This window comes from Streptomyces sp. Y7 (assembly GCF_043195415.1).
GTDB lineage: Bacteria > Actinomycetota > Actinomycetes > Streptomycetales > Streptomycetaceae > Streptomyces.
Genome location: NZ_JBIDDQ010000013.1, coordinates 15184 through 32046 on the forward strand (window position 1 = coordinate 15184; position 16863 = coordinate 32046).

Genomic DNA, 16863 nt, shown 5'->3' on the forward strand with positions numbered 1-16863 from the left:
CCCCCTTCAGGGGCGTTTCAGTGCATGTTGGTCAAGAATTCCCGCATCTTGCGGGCGTCCCTGAGGCGTTGCTCGTACGTCGCTCCGATGGCCAGCAGGAGGAGGCCGGCCAGAGCCGGCGGTACCCAGCGGGGGAGGGCGTCGGTCACCTGGGCGATGTACGGGGCGAGTTCGTGCAGGGCGTCCAGGGCCAGGACCGCGCCGCCGAGCAGCAGCGGTGCCTGGAGGTGGTGGCGGGCGCCGAGCAGGGTGATGGCCAGGGCCGCGAGACCCAGCAGCAGGGGCCGCGTCCACTGCGGGTCGCCCCAGGCCGCGAGGAGGCTCGGCACGAGGGTGGCGGCGAGGCCGGGGCCGTACGCCGTCCAGGACGAGGTCTGCGCAACGCGGCGCCTGCGCAGGGCGCCGACCAGCAGGGCCGGGACGGTGACCGGCAGGGTGTACGCCTCCGGCGTGCCGACGTCCCAGGCCGCCAGGCGCACCCACGTGGCCAGGACGAACAGCGCGGCGGAGGCGTAGGCCACGGACCGGCGTTCCGGGCGGACGGCCGTACCGGCGGCGATCACACCGCACAGCGCCAGCACCAGGGCCAGCATCGGCAGGTCCGCCGGTGCCGCGGCCAGCGCGACGGCGAGCAGCGCGGCGAGGGCGCCCGTCACCTCGACCGGTACCGTCGCCCGCGCGTCACCGAGCCGTGCCGCGAGCAGGGCCGCGGCCACCGGGACCGCCAGGACCAGCAGGGCCACGTACTGCGGCTGCCAGCCGGCCGCGGCCCCCGCCGCGCAGCAGAGTGCGGCGGCGAACGCGAGCCCGGCCGGAGCCGTGACCGGAGCCAGGTGCGCCTTCCAGGAGGCCGCCGCGAACAGCGCCGTCAGCGCGGCCGACACGGTGAGGGTCGCGGCCTCGGTCGTCAGCGCGAGGAAGGCGAGGGGGAATGAGGTGAGCAGGGCGAGGACGGTGGCGGTCGCGCGGGGGGCGGGGACGCCGATCGTGGTGCCCGTGGCTGCCCCCGGCGCTTCCGTGGTCGGGGGCCCTGCCGCGGGTTGTTCGGAGAGGGCCGCGGCGGGTTCCCGGGTGACGGGAGCGGCTCCTTCGGCCGGGGCCGACGTGGACGTCTGCGCGGAGGTCGACGACGGCTCGTTCTCGGTCCCCGGCCGCTCGGACGGTCGTATCCACGCCGCACCCGCGAGCGCTCCGGCCGTCGTGATCGTGAGCGTCACCAGGCCCACGGGGTAAGGGACTTCGAGTACCGCGGGAAGGACCAGAGCCGTCGCCCACGCGGGCACCAGCGCGCCGGTCAGGGCACGGGTCCGCCACACGGTGTCGCGTGCCACGACGAGCAGCACGGCGGCCACCATCACCAGGACCACGGGTACCGTCACCGCGTGAGGCGGCCACGGCGCGTCGACCGTCACCGCCTGCCGCATGTCGATCGGAGCTCCGGACCACACCTGCTCCGCCCAGGCGACCGGACCCACCAGCGCGATCCCCACCAGCGGCAGCGTCCACAGCAGGGCGAGGCCCTGTACGGCGGCGGAGGCCCGGGTGAGCCCGTCGCGCACCACCCGCGGCAGCCGGTCCACCCGCACCGCCGCCAGCAGGGCGATCCCGCACGCCACATACGCGGGAACCGTCCACGCCTCAGGCAGCACGGAGCGGGCGCTGCCGCCGAACGCGGCGACGACGAGGAGACCGGCGGCGACGGACAGGCCGAGCGCCTGCTTGGCGGCGACCTCCCGCCACGCCGCGGTGACCGCGATGCCCGCGGCGAAGAGGAGGAGCGCCGCCGCACGGGCGGCGGCGCTCGGGCCGGTGGCCGTCCAGGACAGCCAGCCGGCGGCCCACACGCCCCAGGCGCCCATGCCGTACGCACCGGTCATCGCGGTGATCCGTACGGAGCCGGCGGGCACCCGGAGCGCCACACCCGCGTCGAGCCCGGCCGTCACCAGCACGGCGGCCGTGATCGCGAAGAGGCTCGCGTCGGCCGCCACCGCCCCCAGGGTGAGCGGGAGTTGGGCGACGAGCAGGGCGGCGGGCAGGGGCAGACGCAGCTCCGAGGTGCGCGGCAGCAGACCGTAGGCCGTCCACAGGGCCGCCAGCACCGCCGAAGCGGCCGCGAGGTAGCCGGTGGCGTCCACGTCCGCCAGGCCCACCTCGTGCAGTGCGTAGGCGTCCAGCACCGTCAGGGCGAGCCCGAGGCCCGCCACCGACTCGGCCGTCGACCGCAGCCCGCGCTTCAGCAGCGGCACCGGCGCGGCGAGCACCGCCACCGTGACCGCGCCGAGCACCAGAGCCCGCCCGGCGATCCCCATGTGCCCCCAGCTGACCAGCGTGAACGCCATCGCGGCGATCGTGAGGAGGACACCGCCCAGCACCAGCAGGACGTTCTGGACCCGGGGCGCCGAGGCCTCGGGCCGGGGCGGGGCGAGAGGCGCCGGGGCGGAACGGGGCGCCGCCGCTTGCAGCGCGGTGACCAGCCAGGCTCGGCGGTGCAGCAACTGGGCCCGGCGGGAGTCCAGTTGGCGCAGCTCGAGGTCGAGGAGCCGCAACTCCTCGGCCGGGGGCGGAAAGTGCGTCATGGCAGGAGTGTGGTCCGCGTCACGCCGCAGGGCATGAGTGTGCGTACTCAGTACGTACTCAGATGCGGCGGAAACCACCTGACGGGGGCAGACTCGGCTCATGGACTGGAGCCACTACCGCTTCCTCAGCCTGTGGGCCCTGCCCGCGCCGCCGGCGGCCGTCTACGACGCGCTGCAGCAGGCCGAGGACTACCCGCGCTGGTGGCCCCAGGTGCGCGAGGTGACCCGGATCGACGACACCAGCGGCGTGATCACGATCCGCTCCCTCCTGCCGTACGCCATGACGTTCACCGCACGCGAGGTGCTCCGGGACCGGTCCGCCGGGGTGCTGGAGATCGCCATGAGCGGGGACATCGACGGCTGGGCCCGCTGGACCGTCACCGCGCGCGGCGGCGGTAGTCTGGCCCGCTACGAGCAGGTCGTCGACGTGAACAAGCCGCTGCTGCGGCGGCTCGCGGTACCCGGGCGGCCTGTCTTCCGTGCCAACCACTGGCTGATGATGCGCTCCGGACGGCGCGGACTGACGGGCTACCTGGCCGGTGGTCGGCAAGCGGTTTGAAGGAAACGCGCGGGGACCTGTATTGTTCAGTGCGTTCCCGGGCGATTAGCTCAGTGGGAGAGCGCTTCGTTCACACCGAAGAGGTCACTGGTTCGAACCCAGTATCGCCCACCGGGAAGAGGCCGGTCCGCCGTGGCGGACCGGCTTTTTTCGTGTGGTGGCGGACCTTCCTTCCTCATGCCGCCGCCGGCAGGTCCGGGCGCAGTGGCCACGCCGGGTCCACCGCCTCCTCGCTGCCGCTGCGGGCGAACCACGCCTGCAGGCCGCGTGCCTGTGCCGCGTGCCACACCGCCTGGAGCGTGTGCAGTTCGGCGGGGGACAGGCGCTCCAGCCGGGCAGCGAAACGCCGTCCCACGGCCCGTACCACCTCCAGCGAGGCCAGTGCGTCGGCCGCCGCCTCGTGCGCGCCGTCCAGCGTGACGCCGTAGTGCGCGCACAGGTCCGTCAGCGTGCGGCGGCCCTTGCGGTAGCGGTCCAGGTGTTTGTCGAGGACGCGCGGGTCGAGCACCAGCATCGGCGTCGCCTCGAACCAGCGGTCCAGGGACGACGCCCGATGGCGGCGCAACTCGCGGTCCAGCAGTGTCAGATCGAACGGTGCGTTCATCACCACGATCGGCCGGTTCACCGCGGCCTGCGCCGCCAGTTCCCCGGCTATCTCCTGCATCACCGGCGCCGGCCAGCGGCCGTTGCGCTGAAGATGCTCATCCGTCAGTCCGTGCACCGCCGTCGCCGCCTCCGGCACCGGCACGCCCGGGTTCACCAGCCACCGGGTCATCCTCGGCCGGGCGCCCGGGGCGTCCTGGACGACGACGGCCGCCGAGACGATCCGGTCGGTCTCGACGTCCACGCCTGTTGTCTCCGTGTCGAATGCCGCCAGCGGGCCCTCATACCAGCACGCCATACCTACACAACCCCTCGTTCACCCACGGCAGCTGACGTACCGTCTTCTGCCCGTTTGGTGATACCCGGGCCGTTTGCGGCGTACGCCGGAAGGACACAACAGGAGTGCGGGTCTTTGCAGTTCAGCGGCCCGGTACGGGGATTCACCTTGCGTGGAAGGCTGTTGGTCATGGCGATAGCGCAGCCCGAGCGGGGCGGGCTGCTGCCCGAACGTACGGGCCCCCATCGCGGTTCACTCGCCACTACCGCCTGCATGGAGACCTTGCAGGTGGGCTATCTGCACGCCGTCGCGGCGGCGTCCGGCTGCTCGCTGTCCCAGCCCTTTCCGGACAACGGCATCGACTGGCACGTCAGCCACAGCGCGCCGGGTCACACGGTGGACGACGAGGTCACCATCAAGGTGCAGCTCAAGGCCACCTACCAGCTCGCACCCAATCCGCCCGGCCGCTTCTTCTCCTTCACGCTCGACAACGACCATCTGGCGAAGCTCGCCCGTACCCCGGTCTCGGTGCACAAGATCCTGGTCGTGATGATCGTCCCGCGGTCGCAGGAGCAGTGGCTGCGCGCCGGCCACGACCGGCTCGACCTGCGGCACTGCTGCTACTGGGTCAACCTGGCGGGACACCCGATCACCGGGCGGCGCCGCACCACCGTGCGGATACCGACCTCACGCATCTTCGACGACCGGGCGCTCTGCGAGATCATGACGCGGGTCGGGACGGGAGGTAAACCATGACGCATCGCCCCCTGGAGGAGCCGGTACGACCAGCGAGGCCGCACCCGGTCGACGCGTCCTGGGAACGTCCCCCCGAGCCCGGCGACGTCGACCCCGCCGTCCTCAGCGCCCTGCTGCACCGGCACGGCTGGCAGCGGCGCGGGGGAGCGGCGGGACGCTACGGCCGCTGGACCCCGCCCGGACCCGGCGGCAACGGCACCAGCCTGCTCGTGCCCGAGTCCCGCGCCTTCCCCGACAGCGACGACCTGCTCGGCGAGGCGCTCGTCGCGCTGTCCCGCAGCGGCATGCCCTCCGCCCGTGAGGTGCTCGTCGGACTCGCCGTGCCCAGCGACGAGGTGCGCTGGTGGCGGGACGCGCCGAGCGGACCGGCCGGGGCCGCGCCCTGGACGGTCGAGGAGGAACTGCGCACCGCGGCCCGCCAGATGCTCCTCGCCGCCGCGCTCGCCACGCGCGCGCGTGCCGGCTACTACGGCGCCCGGCACCGCCGCTCCGCCGCCGCGATGCTGGAGAGCGTCCTCGTCGGCTCCGGCGCCGGCGGCCACCACCTCGCCGCCTTCGTGCCGGTCGGCGCGGGACGCCCGCTCGCCGTCCGACTCCACCAGGCCCTCTACGCCGCCCGCGAGGCCATCGACTACCAGCGGGCCACCGGCGGCATGGACGCCTTCGACGGTGCCGTGGAGGCGGGCGTCAGCCGGGAGCTCACGGAAGCGCTGGTGGTGCTGGTGCGCGGCACCGAGGGCGCCCGTATCGCCGTCGACTGGTCACCCGCGGCCGGGGTGCCCGCGGACTGCGCGGCCGGCGTCGAGCCCGTCGAGTTCTCGCCGGGCGACCTGCCCGTGCTGCGCGAGGCCGGGGCCCGCTATCTGCGTGAGGAGCCGTCCGTACCGGTCAGGATCACGGGCGCCGTCGTACGCATGCGCCGCTCCGGGCCGCGCGGGGAGGGCACCGTACGTCTGCGCGTCATCGCGGGCGCCGAGGTGCCGCACGTCCGGCTCACCCTGGATGAGGAGGCGTACCGCATAGCCGGCCACGCCCACCTCGTCGGTCTCCCCGTGCGAGTGCACGGTCGCCTGGAGAGCCGCGGCGGCTTCCGCAAGATCACCGACGCCTCCGGCGTCGTACCGGTCCAGGTGGACGAGGCCGAGCGGGACCGGCTGATGAAGTCGCTCCAGGAGGATCTGGACTTCTTCGAGGAGGCGTGCGGCGGAGAGGACGCGGGGGATTGAAGGGCGTGAGCTGTTCGACGCGGGGGCGGGCAGCGCACTGAGGGGTGCGAAAACTGCGCGACCAGCCACGACGAAGCCGCAGACGATCCGCCGACCAGCCCGGCTCTCCCTGCGGAGCGCTGACGTGACCGTTTCGCGGTCGGCCCTCCGAGGTCGGTACGATCGCGTAATGCGCGCGCTCCTGGTATGGCGCCGCACCCCACCTTCAGTCAGGAGAGACCGGTGTCAGACGTCCGTGTGATCATCCAACGCGATTCCGAGCGGGAAGAACGCGTGGTGACGACGGGCACTACGGCCGCCGACCTCTTCGCCGGCGAGCGCTCGATCATCGCCGCGCGCGTGGGCGGCGAGCTCAAGGACCTGTCGTACGTGCTCGCCGACGGCGAGGAGGTCGAGGGCGTCGAGATCTCCTCCGAGGACGGCCTGAACATCCTCCGCCACTCCACCGCGCACGTGATGGCGCAGGCCGTGCAGGAGCTGTTCCCCGAGGCCAAGCTGGGCATCGGCCCGCCCGTCAAGGACGGCTTCTACTACGACTTCGACGTCGAGAAGCCGTTCACGCCCGAGGATCTCAAGGCCATCGAGAAGAAGATGCAGGAGATCCAGAAGCGCGGGCAGAAGTTCGCCCGCCGCGTCGTCACCGACGAGGCCGCCCGCGAGGAGCTCGCCGCCGAGCCCTACAAGCTGGAGCTGATCGGCCTCAAGGGCTCCGCGTCCTCCGACGACGGCGCGGACGTCGAGGTCGGCGCAGGTGAGCTGACGATCTACGACAACCTCGACGCGAAGACCGGCGACCTGTGCTGGAAGGACCTCTGCCGCGGTCCCCACCTGCCGTCGACCCGCGCGATCCCGGCGTTCAAGCTGATGCGCAACGCGGCCGCCTACTGGCGCGGCAGCGAGAAGAACCCGATGCTCCAGCGCATCTACGGCACCGCCTGGCCGTCCAAGGACGAGCTGAAGGCGTACCTGGACTTCCTCGCCGAGGCCGAGAAGCGCGACCACCGCAAGCTGGGCAACGAACTCGACCTCTTCTCCATCCCGGAGCAGATCGGCTCCGGCCTCGCCGTCTTCCACCCCAAGGGCGGCATCATCCGCCGGGTCATGGAGGACTACTCGCGCCGCCGGCACGAGGAGGAGGGCTACGAGTTCGTCTACACCCCGCACGCCACGAAGGGGAAGCTCTTCGAGACGTCCGGGCACCTGGACTGGTACGCAGACGGCATGTACCCGCCCATGCAGCTCGACGAGGGCGTGGACTACTACCTCAAGCCCATGAACTGCCCGATGCACAACCTGATCTTCGACGCGCGCGGCCGCTCCTACCGCGAACTGCCGCTGCGTCTGTTCGAGTTCGGCACCGTGTACCGGTACGAGAAGTCGGGCGTCGTGCACGGCCTGACGCGCGCGCGTGGCTTCACGCAGGACGACGCGCACATCTACTGCACCCGCGAGCAGATGTCGGAGGAGCTCGACAAGACGCTCACCTTCGTCCTCGGCCTGCTGCGCGACTACGGCCTCACCGACTTCTACCTGGAGCTTTCCACCAAGGACCCGGAGAAGTTCGTCGGCTCCGACGAGGTCTGGGAGGAGGCCACGGAGACGCTCCGCCAGGTCGCCGAGAAGCAGGGCCTGCCCCTGGTCCCGGACCCGGGCGGCGCCGCCTTCTACGGTCCGAAGATCTCCGTCCAGACGAAGGACGCCATCGGCCGGACCTGGCAGATGTCGACCATCCAGCTCGACTTCAACCTGCCGGAGCGTTTCGACCTGGAGTACACCTCCGCGGACGGCTCCAAGCAGCGCCCGGTCATGATCCACCGCGCGCTGTTCGGTTCCATCGAGCGGTTCTTCGCCGTCCTCCTGGAGCACTACGCGGGCGCCTTCCCGGCGTGGCTGGCCCCGGTCCAGGCGATCGGCATCCCGATCGGCGACGGGCACGTGGACTACCTGGAGAAGTTCGCCGCGGCCGCCAAGAAGAAGGGCCTGCGGGTCGAGGTCGACTCCTCCTCGGACCGTATGCAGAAGAAGATCCGCAACGCCCAGAAGCAGAAGGTGCCCTTCATGGTCATCGCGGGCGACGAGGACATGGCCAACAACGCCGTGTCCTTCCGCTACCGCGACGGCTCGCAGGAGAACGGCATCCCGTTCGAAGACGCCCTCGCGAAGATCGCGCAGATCGTCGAGGAGCGGGCGCAGGTCTGATCCGGCCGACCACGATCAGGAGGCCCCCGGGAGCTCAGCTCTCCGGGGGCTTCGTGTCGCTCTCGCGGGAGAAGATCTGCAGCAGCCAGGACGAGAACGACCCCGTCACCGCGCCGAGCAGGGCCAGCCCGCCGGCCATCATGACCATCGCGATCGCCCGGCCGCCCGTGGTCACCGGCGTGATGTCTCCGTAGCCGACCGTGCTGATCGTCTCGGCTGCCCACCACACCGCGTCCCCGAACGTGCGCATGGTGGCACCGGGCGCGCCGCGTTCCTGCTGGTAGACCGCGAGGGCACCGGCGAAGCCGAGGAGCAGGGTGGACAGGCTCGCGTAGGCGATCACGCGCGCGTGCAGGGACAGCCGAGGCTCCCCCTGCCGGTGCTGGATGGCGTCGTAGAGCGGCACGATCCGCAGTGGCCGCAGCAGGGGCAGGACGACCACGACCGTGTGCAGGAAGTGCGTTCTGGCGAAGCGCAGGAAGCGCCCCCCGATCAGCCGCCAGCGCACCAGGTAGTCCACGGCGAACAGCAGCCAGAGCGCGAGCATCGCGTAGAGGCACAGGTCCTTCCAGAAGGACGGCATGCCCACTGCGAGGACGCGGGCGGCGTAGGCGGCCAGGAAGAGCAGCGATGCCAGGAACAGCGGGATCTCGGTGCGCTGCTCCCAACGGGAGTAAGGGCTGTCGTCGTCCACCGGCCCAGCTTGGCCGGTGACGGCCCTCCCGTCGCCCCGGCGACACGCCGCGAACGGACGAAGCCATATGCTTCACGCATGACGAGTGAGCCGGAGCAGCAGTGGGGAGTGGGGATCCAGGACGCGTTCCAGCGCCTGTGGACGCCCCATCGGATGGCCTACATCCAGGGTGAGAACAAGCCGACCGGTCCCGGTGCCGACGACGGCTGCCCCTTCTGCTCCATCCCGGCCAAATCCGACGAGGACGGCCTGGTCGTCAAGCGCGGTGAGCAGGTGTACGCGGTCCTGAACCTGTACCCCTACAACGGCGGCCACCTCATGGTGGTGCCCTACCGTCACGTCGCCGACTACACGGACCTCACCGAACCGGAGACCAGTGAGCTCGCCGCGCTGACCAAGCAGGCGATGACGGCCCTGCGGACCGCCTCGGGCGCGCACGGCTTCAACATCGGCATGAACCAGGGCACGGTCGCCGGCGCCGGCATCGCGGCCCATCTGCACCAGCACATCGTCCCGCGCTGGGGCGGCGACACGAACTTCATGCCGGTCGTGGGTCACACCCGGGTGCTGCCGCAGCTGCTGGCGGACACGCGGAAGATGCTGGCGGAGGTCTGGCCGACGGCCTGACTCATCGGCCTGTCCGGCGTGCGAGGACGCGGCCGTTCAGTCCGAAAAAAGGGGGGTCTGGGGGGCGTAGTCACCCAGACCCGCCCCACGCTGTCGGACCGGCGGAGCCCTACGCGTCGTAGACGTCGGCCTTCCGGGGCGACGGATCCTGCACGGCCGTGCTCAGGAACGAGGACCGCGCACCGAACTTCTCGGTGTCCACGCCGTTCTCGGCCAGTACCTTGATCGCCGCGGAGTGCACCACCCGCAGCACCGGAGTGGCGGCGCGCAGGGCGTCGTCCGCCATGAACCGGTGCCGCCACGGCTGGTCCGCCCACGCGTGCCGCAGCCCGAACGGCTCCGGCAGCCCGATCGTCCCACCGAGCCAGTTCAGCAGCGGCGGATACCAGGAGATCGGGGCCCGCACCGCCAGCCGTACCACCTCGTCGGTGTTGACCAGGGGCAGCTTCACCTTGCGGGTCTCCCACGGCTTGAACGACTTGGTGACCTCCTTGGTCGGCGCCTCGGGCTTCTCCTGGAACAGCCCGTTCACCGGACCGAGGGCGTGCCCGGTCACCTCGATGCGCAGCGTCTCGTGCAGCACGGTCACCGTGATCAGCATCGTGATGATCAACTGGCCGTCCCACAGCGTCCACTGGACGCCCAGATAGTGCCGGTCGCCGCTGCCGAACTGCTGCTTGTTGCAGATGTCCTGTATGGCGTGGGACTTGACCTGGTACGCCTCGACGTCCGTGCCCTCCGGCCGGGACACGGCCTTCGCGCCCTCGGCGATCGGCGTGACGACCCAGTGCCGTATCGAAGGCTTCGGGAAACCGCCGGTGTTGAGCGGGCCGCGCTCCAGCATGCGCAGTTGGTCATGGACCGCGCGGATCACGTCCCAGCTGCGGAAGGGGTGGATCTCGCGGGTGGAGTCGGCGGCCACCAGGTCCTCGGCGAGCTGCCAGCTGCCCCAGCGTGTGCCCATGCCCAGTATCCCCTTGGGCCCGGCGTAGAACACGGAGTTGGACTGCTGCTCGGCGCTGAGCTTGGCGAGGGACTGCCGCAGCTGCTCGGCCTGCGTCTCGGTGGGGCTGGTCGGCACGGCCTCCGGCACCTTCGCGCCGACGCTGCTGCCGGCCAGCAGGCTGTCCCACCGCTCCCGCAGATCCCGTGCGGTGCGCTCGCAGACCTGCTTGGCCCAGAACCAGCCGACGACCGGCATCAGGACACAGGCTCGCGCGTACCACGCCCAGAAACCGCTGAACGGCATCCGGAGCAGGAAGAGCACGGCGAACGCGCCGGCCGCGACGAGCAGTACGGAGGCGAGCGCGCCGCCGCGCTTCGCGTCCCGCTTGACGATGGTGGTGCGCAGCGTGAAGACCAGCAGCCACAGCAGGAGCCCGGGCAGGAACAGCACACCGCAGACGACCATGATGGCGCTGAGCATCCGGTCGCGGCTCTTGCGGATGTTGTTGGCGGCCAGCGCGTGCTCGACCACGACCTGCGGCTCGGTGCCGAAGGACTGGATCAGGGGCTTGCGGCCGGGGCCGAGCATGCGGTCGACCACGGCCCGCGAGTAGGCCTCACCCAGATTGGGCCGGAAGATCTTCGCCCAGCCGCGACCGGCCTTGACGTCGGTCTTGTGCCATTCGTTGTCGGCCTTCTTGATGTCCTCGTACGGATTGTCCCGATAGGCCGCCGAGGCGAGCGCGAACGTCGCCGTCTGCCCCTCGCCGGCCGTGCGAGGCACCTGCGGACCGAAGATGTCCGCGTAACCGCCCTCAACGGTCATTCCCGCCCCCAGTCGCCGCACTGTCGCTTCTGCGGCCTTCCCGACTTCCGTACCGCGCACACCTGTTGATCAATGATCAGAGTATCTCCCGCCACCGACAATCGTCGGCGGACGGCCGAAGCCCTCCGCCGACGCGGAGGGGAGAACTCGGTCGCGCCCGGCGCCAACCGCTAGGCGTCGCGCGCCTCTTCACGGATCCTTTCGGCGATCTGCTGCGGCATCGGTTCGTGCCGCGCGTACGAACGGTTGAAGCGTGCGGTGCCGTGCGACAGCGACCGCAGGTCCACGGAGTACCGGCCGATCTCGATCTCGGGCACCTCGGCCTTGATCAGCGTGCGGTTGCCGCTGGTCTGCTCGGTGCCGAGGACACGGCCCCGCCGCCCCGACAGGTCGCTCATCACGGCGCCGACGTACTCGTCGCCGACTAGCACGGACACCTCCGCCACCGGCTCCAGCAGATGGATCTTCGCGTCGCCCGCCGCCTCCCGCAGCGCCAGCGCGCCGGCGGTCTGGAACGCGGCGTCGGAGGAGTCCACCGAGTGCGCCTTGCCGTCCAGCAGCGTGATCCGGATGTCGACGAGCGGATGGCCGGCCGCGACGCCTCTGGCCGCCTGGGCCCGGACGCCCTTCTCCACCGACGGGATGAACTGCCGGGGCACCGCGCCGCCGACCACCTTGTCCACGAACTCGATGCCCGAGCCGCCCGGCAGCGGCTCCACCTCGATCTCGCAGATCGCGTACTGCCCGTGACCGCCGGACTGCTTCACGTGCCGGCCGCGGCCCGCCGACCGGTCGGCGAACGTCTCGCGCAGGGAGACCTTGTGCGGCACCAGGTCGACCTGGACGCCGTAGCGGCTGCGCAGCCGTTCCAGGGCGACGTCCGCGTGCGCCTCGCCCAGGCACCACAGCACCACCTGGTGGGTGTACTGGTTCTGTTCGAGGCGCATCGTCGGGTCCTCGGCGACCAGCCGGGACAGGCCCTGCGACAGCTTGTCCTCGTCCGCCTTGCTGTGCGCCTCGATGGCCAGCGGCAGCAGCGGATCCGGCATCTGCCAGGGCTCCATCAGCAGCGGGTCGTCCTTGGCCGACAGGGTGTCGCCGGTCTCCGCGCGGCTCAGCTTCGCCACACACGCCAGATCTCCGGCGATGCAGTGGCTGAGCTGGCGCTGCTGTTTGCCGAAGGGGGCCGAGAGGGCGCCGATCCGTTCGTCGACGTCGTGGTCCTCGTGCCCGCGGTCCTCCAGGCCGTGCCCGGACACGTGCACCGTCTCGTCGGGGCGCAGGGTGCCGGAGAAGACGCGGACCAGCGAGACCCGGCCGACGTACGGGTCGGACGCGGTCTTCACGACCTCGGCGACCAGCGGCCCGTTCGGATCGCACAGCTTCAGCTCGCGCGGCTTGCCGTCCACCGTGGTCACCCGGGGCGCCTCGCGTTCCAGCGGGGTCGGGAAGCCCCGCGTGATCAGCTCCAGCACCTCGACCGTGCCGAGGCCCTGGCGAGCACCGTCGGCGGCGGGCGCGGCGGCCAGCACGGGGAAGAAGGTGCCGCGCGCGACGGCCCGCTCCAGATCCTCGATGAGTGTCTTGACGTCGACCTGCTCGCCGCCGAGATACCGGTCCATGAGGGTCTCGTCCTCGCTCTCGGCGATGATCCCCTCGATCAGTCGGTTGCGGGCCTCGTCGATCTCGGGGAGCTGGTCCTCGCCCGGCTCGGACTCCTTGCGCTCCCCGGAGGAGTACTCGAACAGCTTCTGCGACAGCAGCCCGATCAGACCGGTCACGGGCGCGTGCCCGTCCGGACCCTGCGGGCCGTGCAGCGGCAGATACAGCGGGAGCACCGCGTCCGGGTCGTCGCCGCCGAAGGCCTCCGCGCAGATCCGTGTCATCTCCTCGTAGTCGGCCCGCGCGGCCTCGAGATGCGTGACGACGATCGCGCGCGGCATCCCCACGGCCGCGCACTCCTCCCACACCATGCGGGTCGAGCCGTCCACGCCGTCCGAGGCGGAGACGACGAAAAGGGCCGCGTCCGCGGCTCGCAGACCGGCCCTGAGTTCCCCGACGAAGTCGGCGTATCCGGGGGTGTCCAGAAGGTTGACCTTGATGCCGTCCCACTCGACGGGCACCAGGGACAGCTGTACCGAGCGCTGCTGCCGGTGCTCGATCTCGTCGTAGTCCGAGACCGTGCCGCCGTCCTCCACGCGGCCCGCCCGGTTCACCGCCCCCGCCGTGAGCGCGAGGGCTTCCACCAATGTGGTCTTGCCCGATCCGGAGTGGCCGACCAGCACCACATTCCGTACGGACGCGGGTTGGTCGGCCGCCGTAGCCCTGCCGGCGGCCCCAGGGTGTGCGTTCGCCTTGTCGCCCATGATCCTGCCTCCCGTGCACGGTGAGGTCACTGTGGGCGCGGACATCAGGCCGATCCGCGTGCGATGGCGGCTCCGATGACGCCCGCGGTCCTTCGAGCTTTCCACTCCCGTCACGGTGCGTCCATACGGCGGACGCGATCCTGCCATCGGGGACCGGTGGACCGGTGCCGCCGGCGGCCTGTACGAGTGCCCGGCGGTCGCACGCACGCGCGCGTGGCTACGATGGGCCAGCCGGTGGCCAGCAGGGGCCGCCCGGCGTCACACCGACCCTCGGGAAGGCCATGCTGAACAAGTACGCGCGTGCATTCTTCACGCGTGTCCTCACACCGTTCGCCGCGTTTCTGATCCGGCGGGGCGTCAGCCCCGACACCGTGACGCTCATCGGCACGGCCGGTGTGGTCGCGGGCGCGCTGGTCTTCTACCCCCTGGGCGAGTTCTTCTGGGGCACGGTCGTGATCACGCTCTTCGTGTTCTCCGACCTCGTCGACGGCAACATGGCCCGCCAGCTCGGCCGCTCCAGCCGCTGGGGCGCCTTCCTGGACTCCACCCTCGACCGGGTCGCCGACGCCGCGATCTTCGGCGGCTTCATCCTCTGGTACGCCGGTGACGGCGACGACCTCGTGCTGTGCGCCGTCTCGATCTTCTGCCTGGCCAGCGGCCAGGTGGTGTCGTACACCAAGGCGCGCGGCGAGTCGATCGGCCTGCCGGTCGCCGTCAACGGTCTGGTCGAGCGCGCCGAGCGGCTGGTGATCTCGCTGGTCGCGGCCGGTCTCGCGGGTCTGCACAAGTTCGGCGTGCCCGGCATCCAGTACCTGCTGCCGGTCGCCCTGTGGATCGTCGCGGTCGGTAGCCTGGTGACGCTGATCCAGCGCGTCGTCACGGTCCGCCGCGAGTCCGCCGAGGCGGAGGCCGCCGCGGCGGCGCCGGAGACGTCGCAGAACGCCTCTCACGGGAGCGAGGCCGCCAAGTGAGTGCTCAGGAGCGGCTCACGGACGCGCTGTACGGACTTGGCTGGGGCACCGTCAAGAAGCTCCCCGAGCCCGTCGCCGTACGGCTCGGCCGCACCATCGCCGACCTCGCCTGGAAGCAGGGCGGCAAGGGCGTCAAGCGGCTGGAGAGCAACTACGCGCGCGTGGTGCCCGACGCTAGCCCGGAGCGGCTCGCGGAACTCGCGCGCGCCGGCATGCGCTCCTACCTGCGCTACTGGATGGAGTCCTTCCGGCTGCCCGCCTGGAGCCCGGAGCGCATAAAGGACGGCTTCGACCCCAAGGACGTCCACTACCTGACCGACGGGCTGGCCTCCGACCAGGGCGTCATCCTCGCCCTGCCGCACCTCGGCAACTGGGACCTCGCGGGCGCCTGGGTCACCACCAAGCTGGAGACACCGTTCACGACGGTCGCCGAACGCCTCAAGCCCGAGACGCTCTACGACCGTTTCGTCGCCTACCGCGAGGGCCTCGGCATGGAGGTCCTGCCGCACAGCGGCGGCACCGCCTTCGGCACGCTGGCCCGCAGACTGCGCGACGGCGGCCTGGTCTGCCTGGTCTCCGACCGCGACCTGTCCGCCTCCGGCGTCGAGGTGGACTTCTTCGGTGCCACGGCCCGGATGCCGGCCGGTCCCGCGCTGCTCGCCCAGCAGACCGGGGCGCTGCTGCTGCCCGTGACGCTCTGGTACGACGAGTCGCCCGTCATGCAGGGCCGGGTGCACCCCCCGATCGAGGTACCCGAGTCAGGTACCCGGGCCGAGAAGACGTCTGTCATGACACAGGCGCTGGCCGATGCCTTCGCCTCGGGGATCGCGGAACATCCGGAGGACTGGCACATGCTCCAGCGCTTGTGGCTCGACGACCTGGAACCACGACCATCGGCCGCCGGCGCCCGGGACGGGGAACGTCCGTGAGGATCGGCATCGTCTGCCCCTACTCCTGGGACGTCCCGGGTGGCGTCCAGTTCCACATCCGCGACCTCGCCGAGTACTTCATCCGGCTCGGCCACGAGGTGTCCGTCCTGGCCCCCGCCGACGACGACACCCCGCTCCCGCCCTACGTCGTCTCCGCGGGCCGCGCCGTCCCGGTGCCGTACAACGGCTCGGTCGCGCGCCTGAACTTCGGGTTCCTCTCGGCCGCCCGGGTGCGCCGCTGGCTGCACGACGGCCGGTTCGACGTCATCCACATCCACGAGCCGACGTCACCGTCGCTCGGCCTGCTCGCCTGCTGGGCGGCGCAGGGCCCGATCGTGGCGACCTTCCACACCTCCAACCCGCGCTCCCGGGCCATGATCGCCGCGTACGCCATCCTCCAGGCGGCCCTGGAGAAGATCAGCGCCCGCATCGCGGTCAGCGAGTACGCCCGCCGCACCCTGGTGGAACACCTCGGCGGCGACGCGGTCGTCATCCCCAACGGCGTCGACGTCGACTTCTTCGCCACGGCCGAGCCCAACCCCGCGTGGCAGGGCGACACGATCGGCTTCGTCGGCCGCATCGACGAGCCCCGCAAGGGCCTGCCGGTGCTGATGCGGGCCCTGCCGAAGATCCTCGCCGCCCGTCCGCAGACCCGGCTGCTGGTGGCCGGCCGGGGTGACGAGAAGGAGGCGGTGGAGTCCCTGCCGGCCGAGCTGCGCTCGCGCGTGGAGTTCCTCGGGATGGTCAGCGACGAGGACAAGGCCCGCTTCCTGCGCAGCGTCGACCTCTACATCGCTCCCAACACCGGCGGCGAGAGCTTCGGGATCATCCTGGTCGAGGCACTGTCGGCGGGCGCCCCGGTCCTCGCCTCCGACCTCGACGCCTTCGCCCAGGTCCTCGACCAGGGCGCGGCAGGCGAACTCTTCGCCAACGAGGACGCGGACGCCCTCGCCGAGGCCGCCGTACGGCTCCTGGAGGACCCGGCCCGCCGGGCCGAGCTGCAGAAGCGGGGCAGCGCACACGTCCGCCGCTTCGACTGGTCGACCGTCGGCGCGGACATCATGTCGGTGTACGAGACGGTGACCGCGGGCGCGGCGGCGGTGGCGGCGGACGACCGGCCCTCGGGCGGCGGCAGCGGGCTGCGGGCCCGGCTGGGGCTGGCGCGGGACTGAGCGGCGCTGCCGGCCGGCCCGGGCCGAGGGGTGCGCCGGCCCGGGCGGGCCGGCGCGGAACCGACCGCCGCCGCGTCGGGTGAGCAGGTGCTCCGGGGCACGGGCGGGCCGAGCGGTTCGCCCGTGGGGGCACCCCC

At 71.6% G+C, this 16863-nt stretch carries 13 protein-coding genes and 1 tRNA gene; 9 read left to right on the forward strand and 5 right to left on the reverse strand.

Annotation, left to right across the window (positions count from 1 at the left end):
• Positions 1-17 precede the first annotated feature (17 nt).
• The gene (locus ACGFW6_RS27695) at positions 18-2576 is read right to left on the reverse strand and encodes an SCO7613 C-terminal domain-containing membrane protein (RefSeq protein ID WP_393515330.1); all 2559 of its coding nucleotides are present in this window, start codon (positions 2574-2576) and stop codon (positions 18-20) included.
• 100 nt (positions 2577-2676) lie between these two features.
• On the opposite strand from ACGFW6_RS27695, the gene ACGFW6_RS27700 reads away from it, so the two are divergent.
• Entirely contained in the window at positions 2677-3135 is a 459-nt protein-coding gene (locus ACGFW6_RS27700; protein ID WP_393515332.1) for an SRPBCC family protein, read from the forward strand.
• Positions 3136-3174: 39 nt separating this feature from the next.
• Positions 3175-3246: transfer RNA gene (locus ACGFW6_RS27705), tRNA-Val, on the forward strand.
• Between the two features lie 64 nt (positions 3247-3310).
• Here the strand turns inward: ACGFW6_RS27705 and ACGFW6_RS27710 are convergent.
• A complete protein-coding gene (locus ACGFW6_RS27710) occupies positions 3311-4036 on the reverse strand; it encodes a 3'-5' exonuclease (protein WP_393515335.1) in 726 nt (241 codons plus the stop codon).
• Positions 4037-4204: 168 nt separating this feature from the next.
• Here ACGFW6_RS27710 and ACGFW6_RS27715 point away from each other — a divergent pair, with 168 nt between their 5' ends.
• The 3 genes from ACGFW6_RS27715 to thrS all read left to right on the forward strand — a co-directional run bounded on the left by ACGFW6_RS27715 (position 4205) and on the right by thrS (position 8196).
• On the forward strand, positions 4205-4771 hold the full coding sequence (locus tag ACGFW6_RS27715; protein ID WP_126390191.1) for a DUF4365 domain-containing protein: 567 nt from the start codon (positions 4205-4207) through the stop codon (positions 4769-4771).
• Positions 4768-5997: a hypothetical protein gene (locus ACGFW6_RS27720; RefSeq protein WP_393515338.1), complete on the forward strand. Its 1230-nt coding sequence runs from the start codon at positions 4768-4770 to the stop codon at positions 5995-5997. The genes ACGFW6_RS27715 and ACGFW6_RS27720 overlap by 4 nt, the downstream gene beginning before the upstream one ends.
• 222 nt (positions 5998-6219) lie before the next feature.
• Positions 6220-8196, forward strand: coding sequence for a threonine--tRNA ligase (gene thrS / locus ACGFW6_RS27725; protein WP_393515341.1), 1977 nt, complete (start codon positions 6220-6222; stop codon positions 8194-8196).
• Between the two features lie 34 nt (positions 8197-8230).
• Here the strand turns inward: thrS and ACGFW6_RS27730 are convergent, their stop codons facing one another.
• Positions 8231-8890, reverse strand: coding sequence for a potassium channel family protein (locus ACGFW6_RS27730; protein ID WP_393515344.1), 660 nt, complete (start codon positions 8888-8890; stop codon positions 8231-8233).
• A gap of 78 nt (positions 8891-8968) precedes the next feature.
• Between ACGFW6_RS27730 and ACGFW6_RS27735 the strand changes: the two genes are divergently transcribed.
• Positions 8969-9517 (forward strand): HIT family protein, encoded by a 549-nt coding sequence (locus tag ACGFW6_RS27735; protein WP_393515347.1) that lies wholly within the window; start codon positions 8969-8971, stop codon positions 9515-9517.
• A 109-nt stretch (positions 9518-9626) separates the two neighbouring features.
• On the opposite strand, the gene ACGFW6_RS27740 is transcribed toward ACGFW6_RS27735, so the two are convergent.
• Complete coding sequence (locus ACGFW6_RS27740) at positions 9627-11288, reverse strand: hypothetical protein (protein WP_393515350.1); 1662 nt, start codon at positions 11286-11288, stop codon at positions 9627-9629.
• A 170-nt stretch (positions 11289-11458) separates the two neighbouring features.
• Complete coding sequence (locus ACGFW6_RS27745) at positions 11459-13654, reverse strand: elongation factor G-like protein EF-G2 (protein ID WP_393515353.1); 2196 nt, start codon at positions 13652-13654, stop codon at positions 11459-11461.
• 281 nt (positions 13655-13935) lie between these two features.
• Here ACGFW6_RS27745 and pgsA point away from each other — a divergent pair, with 281 nt between their 5' ends.
• From pgsA to ACGFW6_RS27760, 3 genes are read left to right on the forward strand one after another with little or no spacing between them, the layout of a single operon-like run.
• Complete coding sequence (gene pgsA, locus ACGFW6_RS27750; RefSeq protein ID WP_393515356.1) at positions 13936-14625, forward strand: phosphatidylinositol phosphate synthase; 690 nt, start codon at positions 13936-13938, stop codon at positions 14623-14625.
• Positions 14622-15554, forward strand: a complete 933-nt coding sequence (locus ACGFW6_RS27755) for a phosphatidylinositol mannoside acyltransferase (protein ID WP_393515359.1) — start codon at positions 14622-14624, stop codon at positions 15552-15554. Before pgsA ends, ACGFW6_RS27755 begins: the two co-directional genes overlap by 4 nt.
• Positions 15551-16726 (forward strand): glycosyltransferase family 4 protein, encoded by a 1176-nt coding sequence (locus ACGFW6_RS27760; RefSeq protein ID WP_393515363.1) that lies wholly within the window; start codon positions 15551-15553, stop codon positions 16724-16726. The genes ACGFW6_RS27755 and ACGFW6_RS27760 overlap by 4 nt, the downstream gene beginning before the upstream one ends.
• The last annotated feature ends 137 nt before the right edge of the window (positions 16727-16863 follow it).

What these genes read in the sequence shown, in the direction of transcription:
- ACGFW6_RS27715 (WP_126390191.1), top strand. Translation starts at nt 4,205, where the DNA reads ATGGCGATAGCGCAGCCCGAGCGGGGCGGGCTGCTGCCCGAACGTACG.
- ACGFW6_RS27720 (WP_393515338.1), top strand. Translation starts at nt 4,768, where the DNA reads ATGACGCATCGCCCCCTGGAGGAGCCGGTACGACCAGCGAGGCCGCAC.
- ACGFW6_RS27700 (WP_393515332.1), top strand. Translation starts at nt 2,677, where the DNA reads ATGGACTGGAGCCACTACCGCTTCCTCAGCCTGTGGGCCCTGCCCGCG.
- ACGFW6_RS27710 (WP_393515335.1), bottom strand. Translation starts at nt 4,036, where the DNA reads ATGGCGTGCTGGTATGAGGGCCCGCTGGCGGCATTCGACACGGAGACA.
- ACGFW6_RS27740 (WP_393515350.1), bottom strand. Translation starts at nt 11,288, where the DNA reads ATGACCGTTGAGGGCGGTTACGCGGACATCTTCGGTCCGCAGGTGCCT.
- ACGFW6_RS27695 (WP_393515330.1), bottom strand. Translation starts at nt 2,576, where the DNA reads ATGACGCACTTTCCGCCCCCGGCCGAGGAGTTGCGGCTCCTCGACCTC.
- pgsA (WP_393515356.1), top strand. Translation starts at nt 13,936, where the DNA reads ATGCTGAACAAGTACGCGCGTGCATTCTTCACGCGTGTCCTCACACCG.
- ACGFW6_RS27745 (WP_393515353.1), bottom strand. Translation starts at nt 13,654, where the DNA reads ATGGGCGACAAGGCGAACGCACACCCTGGGGCCGCCGGCAGGGCTACG.
- ACGFW6_RS27735 (WP_393515347.1), top strand. Translation starts at nt 8,969, where the DNA reads ATGACGAGTGAGCCGGAGCAGCAGTGGGGAGTGGGGATCCAGGACGCG.